This window comes from Streptomyces sp. NBC_01235, from assembly GCF_035989285.1.
In the GTDB taxonomy this organism is placed as follows: domain Bacteria; phylum Actinomycetota; class Actinomycetes; order Streptomycetales; family Streptomycetaceae; genus Streptomyces.
In genome coordinates, this window is the sequence record NZ_CP108513.1 from 1948583 (window position 1) to 1965916 (window position 17334).

General features: G+C 63.8%; 16 protein-coding genes and 1 pseudogene. 5 read left to right on the top strand and 12 right to left on the bottom strand.

Annotated features, from left to right (window positions below; genetic code table 11):
* The first annotated feature begins 151 nt into the window (after positions 1–151).
* Complete coding sequence (locus OG289_RS08170) at positions 152–1084, top strand: hypothetical protein (protein WP_327313338.1); 933 nt, start codon at positions 152–154, stop codon at positions 1082–1084.
* A 141-nt stretch (positions 1085–1225) separates the two neighbouring features.
* Here OG289_RS08170 and OG289_RS08175 read toward each other — a convergent pair whose 3' ends face one another.
* The 9 genes from OG289_RS08175 to OG289_RS08215 form a co-directional block, all read right to left on the bottom strand.
* Positions 1226–2488: a hypothetical protein gene (locus OG289_RS08175; RefSeq protein ID WP_327313339.1), complete on the bottom strand. Its 1263-nt coding sequence runs from the start codon at positions 2486–2488 to the stop codon at positions 1226–1228.
* A gap of 122 nt (positions 2489–2610) precedes the next feature.
* Complete coding sequence (locus tag OG289_RS08180) at positions 2611–4035, bottom strand: tyrosine-type recombinase/integrase (RefSeq protein WP_327313340.1); 1425 nt, start codon at positions 4033–4035, stop codon at positions 2611–2613.
* On the bottom strand, positions 4035–4253 hold the full coding sequence (locus OG289_RS08185; protein ID WP_327313341.1) for a helix-turn-helix domain-containing protein: 219 nt from the start codon (positions 4251–4253) through the stop codon (positions 4035–4037). The genes OG289_RS08180 and OG289_RS08185 overlap by 1 nt, the downstream gene beginning before the upstream one ends.
* Before the next feature lie 80 nt (positions 4254–4333).
* Entirely contained in the window at positions 4334–5338 is a 1005-nt protein-coding gene (locus tag OG289_RS08190; RefSeq protein ID WP_327313342.1) for a replication-relaxation family protein, read from the bottom strand.
* Positions 5301–7316, bottom strand: a complete 2016-nt coding sequence (locus OG289_RS08195) for a type IV secretory system conjugative DNA transfer family protein (RefSeq protein ID WP_327313343.1) — start codon at positions 7314–7316, stop codon at positions 5301–5303. Before OG289_RS08195 ends, OG289_RS08190 begins: the two co-directional genes overlap by 38 nt.
* A gap of 968 nt (positions 7317–8284) precedes the next feature.
* Positions 8285–8536 (bottom strand): hypothetical protein, encoded by a 252-nt coding sequence (locus tag OG289_RS08200; RefSeq protein WP_327313344.1) that lies wholly within the window; start codon positions 8534–8536, stop codon positions 8285–8287.
* Positions 8537–8937: 401 nt separating this feature from the next.
* On the bottom strand, positions 8938–9429 hold the full coding sequence (locus tag OG289_RS08205; protein WP_327313345.1) for a DUF3846 domain-containing protein: 492 nt from the start codon (positions 9427–9429) through the stop codon (positions 8938–8940).
* 170 nt (positions 9430–9599) lie between these two features.
* A complete protein-coding gene (locus OG289_RS08210) occupies positions 9600–9911 on the bottom strand; it encodes a hypothetical protein (protein ID WP_327313346.1) in 312 nt (103 codons plus the stop codon).
* Between the two features lie 340 nt (positions 9912–10251).
* A complete protein-coding gene (locus tag OG289_RS08215; protein ID WP_327313347.1) occupies positions 10252–11676 on the bottom strand; it encodes a recombinase family protein in 1425 nt (474 codons plus the stop codon).
* 44 nt (positions 11677–11720) lie between these two features.
* On the opposite strand from OG289_RS08215, the pseudogene OG289_RS08220 reads away from it, so the two are divergent.
* Positions 11721–11795, top strand: a pseudogene (locus OG289_RS08220) (mismatch-specific DNA-glycosylase); the annotation flags it as partial.
* Positions 11796–11817: 22 nt separating this feature from the next.
* On the opposite strand, the gene OG289_RS08225 reads toward OG289_RS08220, so the two are convergent.
* The 3 genes from OG289_RS08225 to OG289_RS08235 all read right to left on the bottom strand — a co-directional run bounded on the left by OG289_RS08225 (position 11818) and on the right by OG289_RS08235 (position 13904).
* Positions 11818–12102, bottom strand: coding sequence for a hypothetical protein (locus OG289_RS08225; protein ID WP_327313348.1), 285 nt, complete (start codon positions 12100–12102; stop codon positions 11818–11820).
* A gap of 144 nt (positions 12103–12246) precedes the next feature.
* Positions 12247–12978 (bottom strand): ABC transporter permease, encoded by a 732-nt coding sequence (locus tag OG289_RS08230; protein WP_327313349.1) that lies wholly within the window; start codon positions 12976–12978, stop codon positions 12247–12249.
* Positions 12979–12980: 2 nt separating this feature from the next.
* Complete coding sequence (locus OG289_RS08235) at positions 12981–13904, bottom strand: ABC transporter ATP-binding protein (protein WP_327313350.1); 924 nt, start codon at positions 13902–13904, stop codon at positions 12981–12983.
* Between the two features lie 109 nt (positions 13905–14013).
* Between OG289_RS08235 and OG289_RS08240 the strand changes: the two genes are divergently transcribed.
* The 3 genes from OG289_RS08240 to OG289_RS08250 all read left to right on the top strand — a co-directional run bounded on the left by OG289_RS08240 (position 14014) and on the right by OG289_RS08250 (position 17101).
* Positions 14014–15168, top strand: coding sequence for a sensor histidine kinase (locus tag OG289_RS08240; protein ID WP_327313351.1), 1155 nt, complete (start codon positions 14014–14016; stop codon positions 15166–15168).
* 14 nt (positions 15169–15182) lie between these two features.
* Positions 15183–15845: a response regulator transcription factor gene (locus OG289_RS08245; protein ID WP_327313352.1), complete on the top strand. Its 663-nt coding sequence runs from the start codon at positions 15183–15185 to the stop codon at positions 15843–15845.
* A 98-nt stretch (positions 15846–15943) separates the two neighbouring features.
* Positions 15944–17101, top strand: coding sequence for an ROK family transcriptional regulator (locus tag OG289_RS08250; RefSeq protein ID WP_327313353.1), 1158 nt, complete (start codon positions 15944–15946; stop codon positions 17099–17101).
* Positions 17102–17334: the final 233 nt, after the last annotated feature.

Here is a 17334-nt window from a genome sequence, read left to right on the forward strand (position 1 = left end):
TTGAGCGGATTAAGTAGCCGTGGCCGGCGCGAGGTTGGTGCGCTCGATCAAGCGCCATCCGCGGCAGCCCGTAGGTCGTCGTTACTCGCTTGCCCTGCTTCGCTGTTGGCCCGATCCTGGAACGTTCGTCGCTACCAACAGAAAGACGATTATGAACGAGATCTGGGTACACATCGGCACCGCGCACGACGCGGCCCGGCTGGAACTCAAGGCGGTGCACGGCACCAGCGGGCTCGGCGTGATGCAGCTCCGCTTCCACTTCGAGGCGTCCTGTCGGAATGAAGCGGCAGCCCAGCGGCCGATGTGGTTCGAGGGCAAGGTTCACGCTGTCGGCCTCGGTAGGTCGAGCGGCTACCTGGGGCGGCTTGCGGTCGAGTCTTCGCCCGTCACCCTGCACAGCCTCGCAGCGACAACGACGTTCGTCCTCGTTGCTGACCTTGACCATCGGCAGCTCCAGATCATCGAGGAACACCGCACGGGCGCGGTCAAGTTCAGGCTCGAAGTCACCGGCACGGCCATGACGGACGGCAACCTCGAACGCATCGGGGTTGGGGGCATCGAGTACGAGATCAACCAAAGCAACTGGGCCGCGATCCTTGAGCAGATGCAGTATCGCCGATTGCTCCTGATCGAGCTGGACGCACCGGACGCCAACCGCCCGGTTGAGTTCGCTGCCGCCCTCGACTACTACCGTGACGCCGAGAAGCAGTACATCAAGCAGGAGTGGCGCCTGACGGTTGAAGCGCTCCGTCAGACCCTCGCGGCACTCGTCGGCAAGAAGGCCGACGAGGAAGAAGAGGTGGCGGGCGTCCAAGCGGCAGCCAACACACTTCGCAAGGAGTCCAGGAAGACGAACCAGGGCTACCCGCCGCGTGCCGAGCAGGTACGCCGCGCGCTCAAGTTCATGTGCGGCCTCGGGGCGCACCCGGAAGTAGCCGAGACGACCAAGGCCGATGCGTACTCGGCCCTCCTGATGGTCGGCGGCCTGCTGCACAGCTGGCAGCCGGTGAAGGCTCGGATCACGTCGCAGCCGTCAGACCAAGAGGACGAGCTGACCCAAGCCGCGCCGGCGGTGAGTGCCTGAACTTGCCAACCAAAGCCCCCCACAGCCGACTGGGCTGCGGGGGGCTTTGGTTGGTGGAATCGGGAGCCGGTGCCGCATGGCGCTGGGTTGGGTGGTTTCACGGCATGGCCACCGGATGTCGTTAGGGACGGGCCTGGGAGACTAAAAGTCCCAGACCTTTCGCTGTTCAAGATGCGCTGGAACCTCATACCCCGCGGCTCCTGGGTAGCACTGGAGCATCTGACGTAGTGTTAGAACTGCTCGGTAGGCGTCGCGCATGACCTTGATTTGCTCCTTGAACAGGTTGACGTCATATGAGTCAACCCCAATCTTGTGAGCAGTCGGATTGCGCATACCACGAACATTCTTGAACGTCTTTATGGCCTCCGCAACGAGCAGGGAGCTCTCATCGCTCTGAGTGCGGAACTTTTCCTTAATCCAGTCGTCGAGAATGCGGATAGTTCCTCGTTGCGAGACGATGACACGACCTTTCTTGTCAGTCGTCTCATCTTCGTAGGGCACCTCCTGCTCGAAAAAATCCCGACTGATGTTGTCCGACAACATCTTGTCGAGTACACCAGCGAAGTTTGCGAGCTCACGTGCCGTGGGCCGAATAAGGTAACCGAAATCACGAGGACGGTCGTCTTTGTAGGTCCTACGGAAGAGTGGCGGCCTGCCGATGTGCTCAGCAAGCGCATTGACTTGTTCAATCTCGCCGAGGAGCGCGTTGAATAGTGAGATCTTCTCGGGCCACTCCCCCATACTCATCTGCCAGTAGTCAGGATGCACCGAGAACTGATCCGCTCCATCCTCCTCTTTAGCCTTCCAGATCTGCTGATGCTCCGGTGAGAGCGAGGCAAGATAGCGTCGAAAAACCACAATGGCCCAGTATCGCTCTTTGGCCATGGCCAGCCCGAATGTCTGGAGCAGTACCTGATCCTTCTCTGCCATGGTCGGCTGTTCATAATATTCGTCGTGGACGCCAATCATGCCGTCGATGTCGAAGTTGTAGTAATAGCGCGGGTCATTGCGGTACGACTCCAACACCGAAAGGTCGAAGAAGTGACAGCCAAGCACAGGATGCCCAAGCGCTAGCTCAAGAGTGTACGGACGACCTTCATAATCGTGAGGATCGACGATGGATGCGAGATGGGCGATCGTTGGATAGAGACATGCTCCGACAAGATTCCGTGTGGCGAGCTTGTCAAGTTGCTTGGCTTGAGGCTCTGGCTCAAAAGCGAGTACGTGCGGGTTGGGGTGACGATCACCGTAATTCACGTACAATGAACCCGCTTCGATGAGGGGCCGCAGGAGATCAGGTAGGGCATCTGGCTCGATGTCTAGGCTGTGCACTGGCAGCCCGTTGAAGTCGGTAGATCCACGATAAAAGTTCGTGGCTTGAATGAGGAGTTCTTCTGGCGTCATCTTGACAGTATGACATATTTCAGGGTTCAGAGCGCAGGCGTCATGAAAGCTTCCTTTGTATAGTCGAAGATTGAAGCAGTGGTTCAAGAACCTGGGGCCGGCGTCGGGTCGGTCGTCTCGAATTATGCAGCACGTCCCGTCTCCTCGCCCCTAGTGTCTTTGACAGCAGCGCTGACAGCAACGGAGCCAATCAACCACCGTCGGCGGCGTGCTTTGTAGTGTCTATCCACCTCTGTTGCACGCTCGGCAACGCTGCTCCGCCTAGTCATGGCATGGAAGAGGTCATCGGTTCGAATCCGATATGCTCCACCAGAGATAATTGATGCCATTCGGTCTACGAAGCTTGGCTTCTGACATCCATTTTGACAGCTACCGCTGCTGTCAACGTATTCCACCAACGATCCAGAGCTACCGCTTTGGATCGTTTTAGTGTCTCGATCAACGAGCAGCGCACTGGCAAGACCTTGAAGAACATTGCGTCGTGAGTCGGCGTCGTCGTGCTGATAGATCTCCTGAGTCGTCACTATCCGCGAGTGTCCAAGGATCAACTGGATGTCGCGGTCCGCAACGCCGAAGCTCTTTAGAAGCGTAGCGACGGTATGGCGGATTTGATGCACGGTTATCACTCTCACGCCGTGCTGTCGGCAGAGTCTTTGGAAGTCACGAAGGAAGTTACCGGGATCTATTGGTCTTCCTTCCGTAGTTGTAAACACCAGCTCTGAATCCGCCCCCGAACGCTGCTCTCGGAGCTTGGCAAGGGCATCTGCAACAGGTTCGAGCAGTGGCAGGTCGCGCCTACTCTTTGCTGTTTTGAGCGGTCCTTGAAGGATCTGCCGTCCTATGCGCTGGAGCTGCTGACGAAGATGAATCGTCGAGCTGTCGAAGTCGATGTCCTGACGACGGAGCCCGAGCACTTCACCCTTGCGTAGGCCGTAGAGAAGCAGCAGCAAGAAGGCAGGGTATAGACGGTGGGATCGGATCGCATTCAGGAACTCGATGGCCTCTGCTGAAGTCCACGGCTTAACCTCCTTCCGCTCCTCGGCGGGAAGCTCAACCAGGCGGGCCGGGTTGCGAGTCGTTAGCTCCTCTCGCTCGGCGCGCGTGAGTGCGGCGCTTAGAATCTTTCGGATAACGTGAATCTTCGAGACGGAGTGGCCGTCAGCAAGCAACTGGTTTAGGTAGCCCTGGATCAGAGACACGGACAACGTATTGAGCGTGCGACCGCCAAGACCAGGCTTCAGGTAGAGTCGAACGATCGTTTCGCACTGCGCGTACGTCGCTGGTCGACGGTTCGGCTTAACGACGGCTTCGAGCCAGTAGTCCAGATAGTCACCAAGCCGCCACGACTTGTCGGCAGTCGGGATGCCTCGTCCGTCTTTGGATTTAGCTTCGGTCAGCTTGGTGTGAACCTCGGCGCGGGTCCTGCCATAGGCATAGACCCGCTTTGGTTTCCCGCTCGTCGTCTGAACCCAGATGGAACCGACCCAACGTTTATCGCTTGCGCGTTGGTAGATAGAACCCTCGCCGTTTGCATTACGGCGAGCCATCAGGCGAAGGACTCCTTCCAGCCCTTCAAAATGAACGCCTCGACCGAGCGCAGCGGGATCAGCGTCCGCCTGCCAATTTTTACCATCTCAAGCTGATGCGACCGCAGCAGGTCGTACAGCTTCCACTTGCTGATTCGTAGCCTCACGTACGCCTCGCGCACTGTGAGCAATAGTGTGTCTTCACCTCCAGGGATCGCACGTTGGATTACCTCATTCATTTATTGATCTCCTTCCAGTTAAACGCTTTTGCTTGATCTTGTTAAGCCTCCGGGCGGCCCGCGGGCGGGTAGTTTCGACATCATGCAGCGGCTCCTTGTTCCGCCCCTCCAAGCAGACGCGGGCCGTCACCGAGGAGGCCGACGTCAAAGAGCGCCTGGGCGTCGCTGGCGAGCTTCTGAACCACGCCCGCGATCTGTTCGCGGCGACGTGTCGTTTCAACCAGCCAGACGACTTTCGGGAAGACGCCGCGCCACTGCTGCTCTACGCCGCTACGCCAGTACTCGACGTACCGCAGGCACTTCTTCTGGATGGTCGGCAACGTCTCGGTGGCCATGTCGACCTCGATGAAGCTGCTGTGTTCAAGAGCGGCCCGGCCTACGCGGACGTACGCGTCCGGCCTGACCATGACGAGTTCGTTGTGTTTCCCGGTGAAGTGACGCCAGGCGGCCGGCTCGGCGTCGTAGGCCAGTAGTTCGCCCTGACCAACCCGGTGCCGCTCGACAAGTTGGACGTACAGTTCAGCGACGACGAGCATGTGGTCTTGGAAGTACGGTTTCGACTCCCACACCCGGCGACGACGACCACCGAGCGGGCCGTCAGTGTCGAGGACAGCTTGACCAAGGCCGCTGAGGCCGTAGATGTAACCGGACGATCCCGCCCGTACGCCCCCGATGATCCGCGAGAACCGAGTCACCAACCCGAGTTCGGTAAGCCGGGTCATCATGATCTGAGCCCGGCGCGTCCGTGCCGCTGGCGATCCATCCGTCACGAGGAGCCGCTGTAACTGCCGCAGGCTTGCCAGGCGAACCCGCTGCAAGACGGTGAGCGCGGCAAGGTCACGCGGACTGAGCCGAGAGCGCAACCGGGCCACCCGCGCGGTTTGCAGTCGAGGTTTCACCATAGGGAAACTCCGTTTCCTGTCGGTGAAAATCTCGCTGGCGTTTGCGCGGCTCCAACAGAGGGACGGCGGCACAGGCAACCAACGCGAGACGAAGCGTGACGCGAACCGCGAGGCGAAGGCCGAGACGAGCATGAGCGCCAGGCCGTCATGCCGTCCTCCGTGGCTGTTGGCCGATCCGTCCATCCGGCCGAGCGTCGTTGCCGTTCCAGCGCTGGCGTAGTTCCTCATCGAGGGCCGGGCCGTCCACCCCGAACCGCGCCGCGCTGTCACGGCGTAGGTCGGCCGGATCACTGAGAACGCGGCTGTCCGGCTGACGCGTGCGGATAAGGAAGGGATCGGACGGACGACGGTTCACCAGGACTTCGGCGTACGCCTCGTGGGCTCCGAGGAGTGACAGATCACCGGTGACGAGACCGCCGCCGAGAACGCTCGCCAGCGCCGACGCGTCCTCGCTGCTGGGTCGAAACACCACACGGTTCCGGGCGTTGGCGATGATCCCGGCCCGCATCTTCGGCGGGAGCTGGCCCATGTGCTGATGCGCCACCGTCAGGCCGACGCCAAGGCCGCGCGCCTGGGCGAACATGTCGCCGAGGTCCACGGGGAGCCGGAGGTACTGCTGTACCTCGTCGATCACGACCATGACCGGACGGCGTTGGTTCGAGGGAACCACCGCTCGCCGCTGCATCGCTTGCCAGAGCTGCGTCACCAGCAGCGCCCCGATCATCTGGGATGTCTCCGCCCCGATGACCCCAGTGTTCAGGTTTACCAGCACGATGCGCGGACGCTGGAACAGCTCGTCCATCTGGAACCGCGGTGCCGCTTGACCCAGCAACCTACGGATCGCCGTGCGGCTCAAAAAGGCCCGGGTCTTGTTGAGCACCGGGCTGATCACTTGTTGCCGTTCGGCTTCTGACAGGCCGTCGTACCAAGAGAAGAAGGGAGCCAGGACAAGAGCGTCGTTGACGTCGGCGAGCACACGGCGACGGAACGCCGCGTTGGTCAGCAGGACAGGTAGATCAGCCAGCGTCGATTGGTCACTTCGACTCAAGGCCACCAGGGCGTGCATCAGAACGTCGCTACTGCGTGGCCCGAGACTCGTGCCGTACAGCTCACGGAACAGATGCAACAGATGGTCGGCTCGTTGTTCCGCATCTTCGGGACGACCGGCCAGTGGGTTGAAGCCGACGACGTCGCCGGATGAACCTGGCTCGATGACCACCACGTCTTGTCGGCGCTCCGCTGGCACGCCGGCCAAGACCGCTTCTACCAGGTCGCCTCGGGGTTCGAGGACGAAGACACTTCGCCCGGCCACGACGTCGGCATGCAGCAGTTGACCAAGGAGCGTGGATTTTCCGCTTCCTGTCGGGCCGACGACGTGCAGATGGTGGAGGGCACTCTCGCCAGGCAGCGTCACCAGTTGGTTGCGCTGACTTGGATGCAGGCCGGCGCCGAGGCTTCGCGTAGCCGGTTGGTGTCGTCCTTCTACCGGTACGAGCAGCGCGGAAGGTGCCGGGTACTGGCGACCGCGACCCGTGACGGATGAATTGGCACCGTCTACCGGCCAGCCGACGACCGACGCCAATTCCGCCACGTTGAGGATGCCCGACCAACGGTCGTCTGTCGTCGCGTCGTCGAGCTGGTGGACGCTGCGGACGGTTGCCCGGCTGATCCACAGTTCCGCGCGACTGCTGCTGACAAGCTGGAGTGCTTCGCCCAGACGCCGCACGAGGAGACGGGCGGATTCAGGATCACGAGCCCTCGCGCCGATCCGGCCCCGGACAAGAAACAGCGGTTCAACCGTCTTGAGCTTCCAGAGTCGGCGGTCGTCCGTCGTCTCCTTGGCGACAGCGACCAGGCCGAGGGCACGCGCGATGTTGAACGCTTCCGGCTTGGTACGCCTGGACTGCTTCGCCCCGATGACCCATTGGACGACGACGGATTGCCCCCTGGTGAGGGTGTTCATAATTTCGAGGAGTCCAGCGGTGACGCTGGCCGTCATGTCGATACGCAACGGTTCGGCGAGGCTCGACAGCCTGACGTTCGCGGCGACCAACGGTGTCGGTCGCATCGGCTGATCCAGCGGAACCAGCACCAGGCCGGGGAGCTGTGCTTGCAACTGGCCGGGCAGTTCGTCCGCTATGTGGTTGTCGATGCCGACCAACCAGCGGATGTCATCGCCGGATAGCCCACGCATCTCAAGGGCGATGGCCGGCGTGCGCTTGAACCAGCCGACCAGTGGCCGGTAGGCCAGGGGTTGCAGTGCTCTGACTACATCGGGGGCGGTCAGCTCGTGGGGGAAATGAATCTCGAACCAGGCGAGGCCGGAGTGATCCGGCGGGCCTGTTCGCTTGGTGGGTGTTAGTGAATCTGTCTTGTCATTGGTCCTCCTATCTCGTTCCTAGAATCCGAGGTGCACAAAACAAGCCCAACGCTCGGTGAGTACTGGTTGCTTGCAGCGACACTGCTTTGGCTTATCGTGGGAGCTGCTGACCGTCTCGGCCCTGCTGCTCCTGCATTCCACTATGGGGAAGTGGACAAGGGTATTCAATGACTTTGGCACGGACTACAACACCGATGCGAACGAACTCAACAGGGGTGAGGTGCCAATGGGACGTGAGTCCATTTACTATACTTATGCAAGTGACTTAGGATTGCTTGAGATAGGGTGCACTGCCCTGATCGCTATCCTAGATCGGCGAGAGGTGACGTGAGGGGTTTTCGAATGTTAGCTACGTAGTAGTAGCGTCTATGGTTCTTGTAGCGCTCGGAAATAAGAAAGTCACCCTCCATGTCATCATGCTCAAGAATTTCGGTAGTCTCATTGTCTCCGCTGCGCGACTTGAGGAGACTTGCAAACTCATATTCTCCGGAGATGCTTTTCAGTTCTCGACTTTGGTCCCATGGGTCGACGTAATCAGCAGTCACTAAGGCTAATAAATCTTGAGAGCTTGTAACAAAAATATCAAAGGTGGTATCAGGTAGAGCGAACCTCTTAGTGAATGTCGCTCTAGAAAGTACAGGAAATGCGTTCAGTGCTGTCTGGGGAATGCTTGTATCGCTACTCATGCTTGAATCCATTTTACCAAAAGAAAAGCGGACAGTTTATAGACATGTCCAGGTCGTGGCGTGCTAGAACTCGTCGGTGAGGTGTTCGCTCAGGTCATTGCCGTACTTGGTGTCCCACGAGTTGCTGACGATCACGTCGCCACCTTCACTTTGGGGGAGACGCCAGTAGACGATGTTCTCGCCCAGCGGACCGCCGGTCGCCTTCACGTGTCCGTGACCGTCGCCGGGGATGTTCCCGAAGGCTCCACCGTAGTAGACGTTGATGGTGCCGCCCGAGCGGTCCACCCTGGCTTCCTTGCCGTCAAACTCGGCCATCTGGCCACCATCCAATCTCTCAGCGTGTCGCTACGCAAGAGATAGTGCTGCTCACCTTTTTAGGCGAGGGACAAGAGTTCGCTTCAAGTCCAAGAGCTATTTATTACACAACAGTCTCTTTTCGTGAAGACGTAGAATTTACAACTATAAGTTTCAACAGAGGTGGAGAAAAGAAAAACCCCCGTTCTGACATACCTGGCCAGAGCGGGGGTTTCCGCCATCAGACCACCTGAGCGACCAAGTGGGAGGCGGAGTTTAGATGCGGCACGGATGCCGTCACTTTGTCTATTATGACATATTTCAGTTTCTTTACAGAGGGCGGAATTCACAACACCAGTATTTAAAGACCCCGTCCTGATGAACCATACAGGTCAACAGGACGGGGGTGTTTCTACCGGCCGCTACTCGGCACGGATGACCCGAGCGTTCCTGACCGTCGCGTACGTCTCCTCGTGGATGATCGCGTAGTTATACGCCTCCAACCAGTCGTTAAACGTAATCGCCTTACGCGACCATGGGCCCTCGGGGTGGTGCATGAACTCCACGCCGTAGACTTCGGTTTCCAGCAGCAGTTCAATCAGCTGCGGGGGAACCGACTTGGTACGGCCGTTCCTGCCGGGCGCACCCGTGAGGATTGCATCCCCACTGATATACGCCTGGCCGCGGAGCCCCTTGGCGTGCTGCCACAACATGACCGTGGCGCGCATGTTGAACGGCAACGACCAAAGCATCGCCTCGTCATTCGCGAGGATCGAGGCCGGCGGACTGTCGAAGTTGAACGCCTCGAATGTGCCGCCAACCATGCCTTGGATGGTTTCCACGTTCTCCGCGTCGAACTCAACCCGCTTGATGGGCTGTTCCTCGTCGCAGGGGAACAAGATGCCGGTTATCACGTAACCACGTACCTTCTCGACCGTGGGACTGCGTCTGAGGTGACGGTCGTTTCACCTCAGATGTGAACCTCACGGTGAAGTGATGAGCCCCGTCCCGATGACCCCCAAGGGGCCACCAGGACGGGGGTTTCCATGTCTACCGGGAGCGGTGGTAGACGTGGAGCTGGGGGTTAGCTGCCGTTACCGTTACCGACCTTGGTTCCGGGGACGCGGCCACGAGTGCCGCGTGCGTCCTTGAGAATCTGGGTCATGTCGGTTGCAGCCTTGTTGAACACGTCGCGCTTCTTGCCGTCGGGCATGGTGATTTCGAGGATTACGAGGTCCTCAGAAATGTCCTTGAACGCGCCCAGCTCGGTGACGAGCACGTCCAGCGCCTTCGGCTGGTCGATGTCCGGGTGCTGCCGGACGACGACACCGGCGAACTGCTTGTCGGTGCCCTGCTTACCGCTGAGGTCTGAGACCTTCTGGCTGACGATGGCCACTTTCTGCTCCACTCGGTTGTTTGGTACTCGGCCGGGACTTTTCCCTCGGTCGTACTCTCATTAAGCCAAAATGATCTGGCGGAGCACTTGGGGAGTTTGGTCGGTGGCGTTTGGGAGTGGTTGATATATAATTAGATGCAGAGAATCATCAATGCCAGCCAAAAAACCGACTACACCAGCATCAACGAAGCAGCAGCCGACCAGCAAGGTCGAGCCGGTTCAAGATGACGCGGGCACAAAAAAATCCAGCCCCGCAGTGATGACAACGCAGGACTGGATTAAACGAGAACTAGCCAAGGCTCCTCCTCTTACAAAGGAGCGCCGAAAGAGAGTTACACGGCTACTTCTCGGGTGAACGCCAAACTGGCTTCGCCCGCTCTGCTTCATACACGCCGCCCTTTGGGTTGCTGGCGGGCATGATGACGATGACTTCAAAGACTTCACCGATGATGGCCTGTTGGCGCTCAAGCCCGATGTCGTCCCATTCATCAGCAGCGGTCGTGACCTTCCGCTTCATGCGGACGTGCTTGGCTGCTTGCCCCTGAAGAACCTTCTGCTCATCCTCAAGCTCCTTGATCGAGGGAAACACGATCGAACCTGACATCGCACCAGTGCGGTAAGCGGTCATCAGTTCGGCAATCTTGGCCGTCACTTCATCGAGCCGCGCTTGCCCTTCGAAAGGCGTGTCTTCTACGGCATCGATCGGCTGGCTGAGGTAGGCCAGCACCAAGGCAGTGATTTGCTTGTCTAGCCTGGGACCGGAGATCGCCACCCTGGCACACCCGCCAGCGTCAATCGACTGGCAGGCGTACATGAAATAGGTGTCTGTCTTGCGAGTGCGTACCATGCGCGAACCACACAGGCCGCAACGGAGAAACTTACTGAGAAGCGCTTTTGTTGGCTTCCGCCGCCGTCCAGGCTTGGTTTCCAACTCCTTACATACCGCCCGCCAAGTCGCCTCGTCTGTTAGCCCGCCGTCCTGACGCTTGATTGGCTCGCCATCTGTTCCAATCAGCAGTTCCTTACGATAGACAGCAAGGCCAGCGATGCCGGGGTCAATGAGGATGCGTCGCACCGAATCACCGTTCACACGACCACCGCGCGCTGTCGTGATGCCCTTCGTGCGCCATTCATCGGCGATGGCCGTTGGACGCACGCCCGCGAACACGTCCTCAATCGCTTTGAACGTGATGGCTGCCTTCTCGGCGTTGATGGAACCATCTTTGTTCCGATAGAAGGCGGGGTAGTTGCTGTAGATCTTTCCCTTCAAGGCCTCATCGCGGTAGAAGTCAGTGACGCGCTTCACCGTCTTTGCGCTCGACTGGTTGGCGACAGCGACCAGCATGCGCGCAATGGTCTGTCCATCTGGATCGGTAAGATCCAGGGTCATTGAGGGTAGCCACAACACCGGCTTAGGACGCTTCTGCTTCAAGTAGGCATCGCAGTACGCCTTGATGACCCGTTCAAGGTCTGTGTTCTGCCGAAAGACGCGGTCGAGATCCCACGCGGCTATGCCATCGTTCTTGTCATCGATAAAGTCCTGAAGCCAGGCTTCGAAGTCATCGCGAAAGACCTCCGGCTTATAGGCCGACTTGTCGTTGTCTGTATAGTCGCGCGTTTGGACGGCATCCCGCGAGGCGATAAGCGGGTGCACTGTCCGCAACTGTCGATCGATGCCAGGTGCCCGCTCTTCATCCGTGTCAGAGATGCGAGCATAAGGGCTGACCCTCAAAGGCGAATTCGATTCTGAATTGATCCTGCTCACAAGATCAATTTTAAAACAAATGGGTAGTTATTGGAATATTCAGAGGTCTGAACGCGCATTGGACGGCGGCGACGATGGCGCAGGAGTTCGCGCGACTGCGGGTGGCGGCGGAGGGCTGACCCCGGCCGGACCATCGGGTGATCAGGGCGGGTCCCTCTCCGTGACGACCAGGAGGAGTTGTATCTCGTCGCCCGGGTCGAGATCGGCCACGCCCAGGGCCACCCAGCGGCCGTGCTCCGCCACCTGCCAGAGGCAGACGTCGCCCACCCGGAGGCTCAGCTGTGCCCAGGGCTCGGGTACGTCCTCGGTCCCGGTCCGCAGCCGGACCGTCTGCGGGCCGACGTGGTGCGGCTCTCCCCGTCGGTCCGTCAGCTTCCCTGCCAGGTCCTCCTTCTCATGGAACCGCTCCGCTTCGGCGAGGCGCACCGCCGCGTCCGCCCCGCGAGGCCGTGACCGGTCGCTCAGGCCGCCGTGCGGTGGCCGGCGCCGGTGAGGTGGCTGCCGATGTCCACGAGCTCCAGCAGACCCGCCGCCACTGACAATGGGCGGGCCGTCAGCCCCCTTCCCCGCTCAGGCGTCCCTGCGCCTCACCCGCCACGCCCCGGCCGTGATCGCCGTCGCCGTCCAGAGGGCGGTCACCGCCAGGCCGGTCCATGGGTCCAGAATGCCGTCCCACCGGCTGTGGAGGGCCACCTGCCCGGCCCGGTCGGGCAGGAAGTCGGCGGCGTTGCCGGACAGGTCGCCGAGCACGAAGGACACGATGAGGAGGAAGGGCACGAGGATGCTCAGCGCGCCCACTCCGCTGCGCAGGACCGTCGTCAGACCGGCGGCCAGCAGGGCCATCAGGGTCAGGTAGACCGCGCAACCGGTCACCCCGCGCAGGCCCTCCGCCGTGCCCAGCCCCTCTGCCTTCTCCCCCAGCACCGCGCTGCCCACGGCCAGGGTCACCAGGCCCGTGGCCAGGCCGACGGCCAGTACCGGCAGGGCGATCGCCGTCAGCTTGGCGGCGAACCAGCGACCCCGGTGGGGCACCGCGGCCAGCGACAGGCGCAGGGCGCCGCCCTGGAACTCGGCGGAGAGGGCCGTGGTGCCGAAGGCGACCGCCGCGATCTGGCCGAAGCTCACGCCGAAGAAGGCGGAGAAGAGGGGATCGACGTCGTCGCCGTCGGCGCCGAGACCGGACAGCGCGGAGAACGCGACCGTGGCGAGCAACATCGCGCACAGGCAGGCGATCTGTGAGCGCAGCGTACGAATCTTGATCCACTCGGCGTGGAGTGCGGGCGTGAACGCCGTGGTTCCCATGGTCAGGCCTCCTGGTGGTGCGGGGCCGCGAACTCGGCGTCGGCGGCGGTCAGGTCGAGGTAGGCCTGCTCCAGCGTGCCTTCCTCCGCGGTCAGTTCGAGCAGGGGGACTCCGGCGTCGGACACGAGGCGGCCGATGTCGTCCACGCGCGCGTGGTGCACGCTCCAGTGCCCGTCGGGATGTTCCACGGCGTCGTGGCCGTGCCCGGCGAGGGCACTCTTCAGCGCGGTCGGGTCGGTCGTACGGATGCGTACGCGGGGCTGCACGCGCGCGTCGATGAAGTCCCGCATGGGGGTGTCGGCCAGCAGGCGGCCCCGGCCGAGGACGACGAGGTGGTCGGCGAAGGACGCGGTCTCGTTCATGAGGTGGCTGGAGACGAACACGGTGCGGCCTTCCGCGGCCAGCCGCCTCAGCAACCCGCGGATCCAGACGATGCCTTCGGGGTCGAGCCCGTTGGACGGCTCGTCGAGGAGCACGACTGCGGGGTCGCCGAGCAGGGCGGCGGCGATGCCGAGGCGTTGACGCATGCCCAGGGAGTAGGTCTTCGCCCGGCGCCGCGCGGCCGGGGCGAGCCCGGTCTCCTCCAGCACCTTGTCGACCCGGCGGACGGGGATGCGGTTGCTCGCCGCCAGGGCGAGCAGATGGTCGCGGCCGGTCCGGGAGCCGTGCGCGGCCTGCGCGTCGAGCAGGGCGCCGACGTGCCGCAGGGGTTCGCGCAGGGCGGCGTAGGTCCGCCCGCCGAGGGTGGCGGTACCCGAGGTGGGCCGGTCGAGGCCGAGGACGAGTCGCAGGGTCGTGGACTTGCCCGCGCCGTTGGGGCCGAGGAAGCCGGTGACACGGCCGGCCCGCACGCTGAAGGTGAGGCGGTCCACGGCCCGCCGGGGGCCGTACTCCTTGGTGAGGTCGTGGACGTCGATGCTGGTCATGACCACGACTCTGGCCGCCCGAAGGGGTGCCGGTCCTCCCCCGACCGGGGCGTGCTTCTCCCTCGCTCGGGGGAGGGCCGTTGTCAGTGGGGCTGCCACGATGGTCGGCATGGGCCGCTTCCTGCGCCCGCTGCTGCGGGGGACGACGTACACACGACTGCTGCACCTGTGGGTGCCGATGCTGGTCGTGAGCGTCTGGATGTACATCGACCCGTCGAGGCCATGGGTGCCCGCCCTGCTGCTCGTCCCGCTCGGCCTGGTCCCCGCCGTGCGCACCGGCGAGGGGGTGCAGGCCCGGCTCCTGCTCCTGCCCGGCGACCCCGACCCCGGCTTCTCCGTGGCACCCTCGGCGACCTGGCGGGACCGGCTGCGCACGGTGCTGTGGCTGGAGGCCCGGATGGGCCTCGGCGCGGTGGCGCTGTTCGCGTGCGTGTGGCTGCCCGCCATGGTCTACGACCTGGCCGTCGGCGCGGGCGGGCGGGTGGCGGACGACATACCTCTCCCCGGCGACGCGGCGCCGGGCTGGTGGCTCGCGCTGCTCATCCCCGTCCCCCTGCTCGCTCTGTACGGCACCGTCGTGGGCTTGGGCGAGCTGGTCACCGCCGTCGCGCGCGGGCTGCTCGGTCCGTCGGCCGCCGAACGGCTGGCCGCCTTGGAGGAGCGCACCGAACAGCTCCTGGAGCGCAACCGCATCGCCCGCGAGTTGCACGACTCCATCGGGCACGCGCTGACGGTGGCGGTGGTGCAGGCGGGCGCGGCGAGGGCGGCTCGCGACCCGGAGTTCACGGACCGCGCGCTCGACGCGATCGAGGAGACCGGACGGGCCGCCCTGGAGGACCTGGAGCGCGTGCTCGGGGTACTGCGCGAGGCCGAGCGGCCGCTGAACAGCCGGCCGACGCTCGCCGACGCCGACCGGTTGCTGGAGTCCGCGCGCGTGTCCGGTGCGAAGGTCGACGCGGAGGTGACCGGCCCCCTGGAGGCGGTGCCGGGACCGGTGTCCCGTGAGGGCTATCGCATCCTCCAGGAGGCGCTGACCAATGTGCTGCGGCACGCGGGCGCGGTCCCGGTCCGGGTCCGGGTGGGGGTTTCGGACGGTCTGCTGCGCCTGGAGGTGCGCAATCCGCTGGCGGCCGGCATACCCGGCCCCGGGCGGGGCAGCGGGCTGCGCGGGATACGCGAGCGCGCGGCCCTGCTCGGGGGACGGGCCTCGACCGGGCCGGACGCGGGAGACTGGCAGGTACACGCAGAACTGCCGCTGAAGTGATCTAGGGTGGCCGGATGCCGGTGACCGTACTCATCGTCGACGACGAACCCCTGGTCCGCGCCGGGCTTCGAGCCGTGCTGGAGGCGCAGTCCGACATCGAGGTGGTCGGGGAGGCGGCGGATGGGGCGGCGGTGATCCCACTGGTGCGGCGGCTGCGGCCGGACGTGGTCGCCATGGACGTACGCATGCCGCTGATGGACGGTATCGAGGCCACCCGCGCGGTGCTGCGGACGGTGGCCGAGCCGCCGAAGATCCTGGTCGTGACGACCTTCGAGAACGACGAGTACGTGTACGAGGCGCTGCGAGCGGGCGCGGACGGGTTTCTGCTGAAGCGCGCCCGGCCCGCCGAGATCGTGCACGCGGTGCGTCTGGTGGCCGAGGGCGAGTCACTGCTGTTCCCGGCGTCGGTGCGGCGGCTGGCCGCCGAATACGGCGACGGAGGAGGCAACCGGGCGGCCCGGGACACCCTGGAGCGGGCCCGGCTGACCGAGCGGGAGGCCGAGGTGCTGCGGCTGGTGGCGCGCGGAATGTCGAACGCGGAGATCGCCGCGCGGCTCGTCGTCGGCACGGAGACGGTCAAGACCCATGTCAGCGCGGTACTGGCGAAACTCGGGGCGCGCGACCGGACGCAGGCGGTGATCACGGCGTACGAGTCGGGGTTCGTCGCGCCGGGCTGAGACGGGCGTGACGTCATCGGTACCTGTTCGTCACTCGCAGGGGTCCCTCCTGCCGAGTACGATCCGCCCCACACGCGCACGAGCTGGGAGGACGGACGTTGGGGCAGCTGACCGGCGGGGATCCCTCGCTGTTGCGACGGATCAATTCCGCGGTGGTGCTGCACGCGCTGCGTGCCGCGGACTGCTCGACGCTCACGGAGATCACCCGCGTGACGGGGCTGTCCCGGCCGACCGTCGAGGGGGTCGTCGAGGATCTGATCCAGGCGGGGCTCGTCGTCGAGAAGGCGGCCGAGGAGGGTGCCGCCCGGCGGCAGGGGCGGCCCGCGCGGCGGTTCCGGTTCCGGGCGGAGGCCGGGCATCTGCTGGGCGTGGAGATCGGGTCGCATCGAGTGGCCGCGCTGCTGGCCGACCTGGACGGCCGGGTGCTGGGCGCGCAGGTCAAGGACGTCGACGAGAGCGCCCCGGCGGACGAGAGGCTGGAGCGGGTGCGGTCTGCGGTCGCCGAGCTGCTGCGCCGGGCGGGCGTGCCGCGCAGCTCCCTGCGGGCGGTGGGGGTCGCCACGCCCGGGATCGTCGAGGCGGACGGGACCGTGCGGCTGGGCACGGCGCTGCCCGAGTGGACGGGGCTGCGGCTGGGCGAGCGGCTGAGTCGTTCCTTCAGGTGTCCGGTGCTGGTGGAGAACGACGCCAACGCGGCGGCCGTGGCCGAGCACTGGAAGGGGGCTGCCACCGAGTCCGACGACGTCGTCTTCGTGCTGGCCGGGCTGAGTCCGGGCGCCGGCTCGCTGATCGGGGGGCGGCTGCACCGGGGGTACGGCGGGGCGGCCGGGGAGATCGGCGCGCTGCATCTGCTGGGGCGGGAGGTGACCCCTGAGACGCTGCTGTCCACGACGGACGAGCCGCTGCATCCGTTGGACGAGCAGGCGGTCGCGAAGGTGTTCGCGCAGGCGCGCGAGGGCGACCAGCGGGCCCGGGCCGCGGTGGACCGCTTCATCCAGCGGCTGGTGCACGACGTGGCCGCGCTGGTCCTGGCGCTCGACCCGGAGCTGGTCGTGGTCGGCGGCTGGGCGGCCGGTCTGGACGGCGTACTGGAGCCTCTGCGCCACGAGTTGGCGCGCTACTGTCTGCGGCCGCCGAGGGTGACCCTGTCACTGCTCGGAGAGGCGGCGGTGGCGACGGGGGCGCTGCGGCTCGCCCTCGACCACGTGGAGGAGCAGTTGTTCGCGGTGGAGGGGACGGTGACCGCGCGGCGGTGACCAGCCGTCACGGGTGAAGCGCGCCGCGCCCCGGAGGAGTTCCGGGGCGCGGGGACGTATCCCGTCGGCAGCCGTGCGCAGGCTGTTCGCAGAACGTCTCTGATTGGCTTGCCGGACCCGTGGGTTGCACAGGACCGGAGCGTGGACGTGCTGCTCCATGCCGCCAATCGTTTTCGTGTCCTGGTGTCGCCGGACAAGCCGCCGACCCGCGTGACACGTCCCTCCGGACGCTG